Source organism: Clostridium sp. (genome assembly GCF_036639235.1).
GTDB lineage: Bacteria > Bacillota > Clostridia > Clostridiales > Caloramatoraceae > Clostridium_AB.
In genome coordinates, this window is the sequence record NZ_JAVWJB010000083.1 from 1 (window position 1) to 4,353 (window position 4,353).

General features: G+C 34.3%; 4 protein-coding genes. All 4 read right to left on the reverse strand.

Annotated elements, in window-relative coordinates:
* The coding region (locus RR539_RS10460) for a GTP-binding protein (RefSeq protein WP_332483829.1) at positions 1-1,799 on the reverse strand (1,799 nt) is incomplete at its 3' end.
* 15 nt (positions 1,800-1,814) lie between these two features.
* On the reverse strand, positions 1,815-2,615 hold the full coding sequence (gene cysD / locus RR539_RS10465; protein ID WP_332474817.1) for a sulfate adenylyltransferase subunit CysD: 801 nt from the start codon (positions 2,613-2,615) through the stop codon (positions 1,815-1,817).
* Positions 2,616-2,626: 11 nt separating this feature from the next.
* Entirely contained in the window at positions 2,627-3,319 is a 693-nt protein-coding gene (locus RR539_RS10470) for an ABC transporter permease (RefSeq protein WP_332474818.1), read from the reverse strand.
* A 13-nt stretch (positions 3,320-3,332) separates the two neighbouring features.
* Positions 3,333-4,172 (reverse strand): ABC transporter ATP-binding protein, encoded by an 840-nt coding sequence (locus RR539_RS10475; protein ID WP_332500418.1) that lies wholly within the window; start codon positions 4,170-4,172, stop codon positions 3,333-3,335.
* Positions 4,173-4,353 lie beyond the last annotated feature (181 nt).

A 4,353-nucleotide genomic window follows, 5' to 3' on the forward strand; every position in this document is an offset into this window, starting at 1 on the left:
TCTGCCCTTTTCTCACTATTAAAGTCGGTTTTATCAATAAATAGTGATATTACAGGATAATCTGCCTTTTCATATTCATAATTACATTCCTTATTATTAAAGATTTCATTACGAACCCTACAAATATTATCTGGTGCATCTATAAATATTTCATTATAACTTTCCTCTCCAATAATATTTCTAGCATTTTTTCTATCATCTTTATGTCTACTAACACTTGTTACAATAGTTATAATACCTGCATCTGCTAAGGTGTTAGCAATGTGGGCAACCCTTCTTATATGCTCATGTACATCCTCATCCTTAAATCCTAAATTACTTGATATTCCATATCTTAGGTTTGACGAATTTAGGTAATAAACATCTCTTTTTAAGTCAAATAACTTCTTCTCAAGCTTTAGGGCTATTTCATTTTTACCACAGCCACTTTTTCCTGTTAGCCAAACTACTCTCCCCCGTTGACCCTTACTGTTTTCCCTATCACTTCTTGTTATAATTCTTCTTATAACATTTACATCTTGAACATTAATATTCCCAAGATCCCTTTGAAGAGACTCTTCCTGTTTAGTTATAATTCCTCCACCACTTATATTGTAGTTATCAACTATAACAAACCTTCCTGTTTGCTCTATATCTGAAAACTCATCAAAGCATATTGGCGATTTAGTCTTTATAGTTACTTCACAAACCTCATTTTTCTGAACCTTATCAGACTTGCTACCTTTAAGGGATGCTGAATCTATTACCTTAGCTATTGAAACTATTGTGCAGATAACTTCCTGAGTTTGAATCTTTAGCTTATATTCCTTCCCCTTAATTAGAGGCTCCTTTGCAAGCCAAAATATATTTCCGCATATTAGGTTACTTATTTTCGGAGCATCTCCCTTAGTTATAACCTCTCCACGTTTATTAAAAAACTCATCTTCAAAGGTTATTCCAACGCTTTCCCCTGAGTAGGCACTATCTTTCTTATCCTTATCTACAAAGTATTCAAGGCTCTTAACCCTAGTCTTTTTACCACTAGGATAAATAGTAACCTCATCCCCCTTGTTTATACTTCCACTTTCAATTCTTCCTGCTATAATTCTTCTACTGTCAAATTTATAAACATCTTGAATTGGAAGTCTTAGAGGCTTTTCATTTCTAACTGATGGAATACTTAAGCTATCCATTACCTGAACTATACTCTTACCCTTATACCATGTCATCTTATCAGAAGTCTCTGTTAGATTATCCCCATAGTATGCCGACACAGGTATATAGTCCTTTGGATAGATATTAAGGTTACTTAAGAATACATTAAATTCATCCCTAACCTCTTCAAATCTTTCCTTTGAATAATCAACTATGTCCATTTTATTTACTATTACATAGACAGTTTTAATTCCAAGTAGAGATAGAATATAACAATGCCTTTTTGATTGTTCCTGAATACCTTCATTAGCATCTATTAATAAAAAGGCAACATCTGCTGCAGCTGCACCTGACACCATGTTCTTTAAAAACTCCTTATGACCAGGTGCATCAATAATAATATAATCTCTTTTTTCTGTTGAAAATCTAAGGCGGGTTATATCTATTGTAATACCCTGCTTTTGTTCCTCTTCAAAGGCATCTAAAAGATATGCATACTCAAACTTTTTCCCCTTTTCCTCAGACATTTTGTGAACCTTATCTATTGCACCCTTAGGAAGTGACTTTGTATCACTTAAAAGCCTACCAATAAGGGTTGATTTACCATGGTCTACGTGACCTACCACTACTATACTTAATTCTTCCTTGTTTTTTGCCTTACCCATAATACCACCCCTATCTTACATATATCCATCTCGTCTTAGCTTTTCAAGTGCATGGGCATTTTCCTTGTCCTGTGCCCTTCCACTTCTTTCTGTTTCACTTGTATTTTTAAGCTCTTCTATAATCTCATCAAGTGTTGTAGCATTTGACTCTATCATTCCTGTACAAGGATAACATCCAAGAGATCTATACCTCTTCCCATTTCTTGCAAAGTATAAATCAGTTAAAGGAATGTTCTCCCTTTTGATATATTCCCATATATCAATTTCTCTCCAAGAAAGTATAGGATGTACCCTTATATGGTTTCCCTTTTCAAAATCTGTCTTATACTGATCCCAAAGTTCTGGTGGTTGATCTGCATAATCCCACTCATTATCCTTTTTACGTTCACTAAACACTCTTTCCTTAGATCTTGACCCTTCCTCATCACGTCTAATTCCAACAATTAAGCCTTCAAACTTATGATTTTTAACCACCTGGTTAAGACCCTCTGTTTTAAGTGCACCGCAGCAGATAGCTCGTCCCTTCTCAGGTCCCATTCCAGCATCTATTGCTGCTTGATTTGTATGAACAATAATATTTAGTCCCATATCCTTTACAAATTTATCTCTAAACTCTATCATCTCTGGAATCTTATACTTAGTGTCTACGTGGATAAGTGGAAATGGACAATTGCCGTAAAAAGCCTTTAGTGCAAGCCATAGTATTACAGTTGAGTCCTTTCCAATTGACCAAAGCATTCCAAGCTTCCCAAGCTTTTTATAAGCTTCCCTTAATATATAAATACTTTCTGCCTCTAATTTATCTAAATGATCCATTATTAATCCCCCTAACTAAGTTTTAATCCCCATTTTTCACGAACTCTATCCTCAAGTCTTGTAAATAATAGGTTCTCAAATAATAATCCAAGTACAATAATAATTATTATAATTGCCATAACCTGTGATATATCTGATAAATCACGTCCCATCATTAGTATGTGTCCAAGCCCCTTAGTTGCAACTAGCATTTCTCCTGCCATTAATGCTCTCCATGCAAAGGACCACCCCTGCTTAAGTCCTGTAATAATAGTTGGAAGTGAAGCTGGAAATATTACTTCCCTATAAAGTGCCGCTCCCTTAGCCCCCATAGTTCTTGCTGCCTTTATATAAAGAGGAGATACATTCTTAATGGAGGATACAACTGAGGTTGCAATAGAAAATGCAGAACCTATAATAATAACAAATAATATTGTACTTTCACTTAACCCAAACCATAATATTGCAAATGGTATATAACAAATGCTCGGCAGGCTTTGAAGTCCAAGTAAAATCGGCTTAAGATTCTCATCAAGATAATTAAACCTTATAATCATTATTCCAATTAATGCCCCTATAATAATAGATAGAGAATACCCAAGTGCAAGTCTTTGTATACTTGATATTAATGCAATAAATAAACTTCCATCATCAACAAGATATATTAAACTTCCAGCAACATCTAAAGGTGATGGGAACATATATGGTTCCCAAATTGATAACATGTCTACAAATACCCTATAAATTAGCTCCCATATCACTATTAATAGTATATAAAACCCTATCTTTTTCAATATTCCAACCGCTGTCGTACTCGTTTTTTGCAACCTTCTCAACCTCCTCCCTTAAAGTTCCCATTATTTCTCTTATCATAAAGTTAACCTGACTACTTTCAGCCTTTCTTGGCCTATCAAGATTAATACTATACTCCTTTTTAATTCTTCCAGGGCTTGCTGCCATAACAACAACTTTACTCCCAAGCAGAACAGCTTCTTCAACGCTATGGGTTACAAATATAATAGTCTTTTTAGTTTCAGTCCATATCTTTTGAAGCTCTATTTGAAGTATTGCCTTTGTCTGACTATCAAGTGCTGCAAATGGCTCATCCATTAGTAGGACATCTGAATCAAGTGTTAATGCTCTTGCTAAGGCTACTCTTTGCTTCATTCCTCCCGAAAGTTCATGTATATAACAGTCCTTAAACTTACTTAAATACACCATTTCAAGGTATTTTAAAGCCCTTTCCCTTCTTTCCTTTTTAGGAACCCCTGCAATTTTCATTCCAAACTCAACATTTTCTATTACCTTAAGCCAAGGAAATAACGCAGACTCTTGAAACATTACTGCTCTTTCAACTCCTACAGTATTTATTACCTCATTATTCATGTAAGCAACTCCACTTGTAGGATTTACAAGTCCTGCAATTATATTTAATAGTGTTGACTTTCCACATCCAGAAGGACCAAGTAAACAAACAAACTCACCTTGGTTAATTGTTAAATTAACATTCTCAAGTGTTATTGTCTGCTTATGCTTTGTTATAAACCTTTTGCTAATACCATCAATTACGATCCCCATGTCCTACCCCCTATTCTTTTTTACTTTTTTGCCTTATCTAAAACATCCTTTAAATAAATACTATCTACATTAGGCTCCTTTTTTAGATATCCTAAATCATAAGATGTTTTTGCAAACCCTTTAACCACATCTAAATTAATATCATTTACAAATTTAATTCTTCCAAATGATTTTTCTAAAA

Excerpts from the sequence above, each read along its gene's own strand:
- cysD (WP_332474817.1), bottom strand. The coding sequence starts at position 2,615 with ATGGATCATTTAGATAAATTAGAGGCAGAAAGTATTTATATATTAAGG.
- RR539_RS10470 (WP_332474818.1), bottom strand. The coding sequence starts at position 3,319 with ATGTTATCAATTTGGGAACCATATATGTTCCCATCACCTTTAGATGTT.
- RR539_RS10475 (WP_332500418.1), bottom strand. The coding sequence starts at position 4,172 with ATGGGGATCGTAATTGATGGTATTAGCAAAAGGTTTATAACAAAGCAT.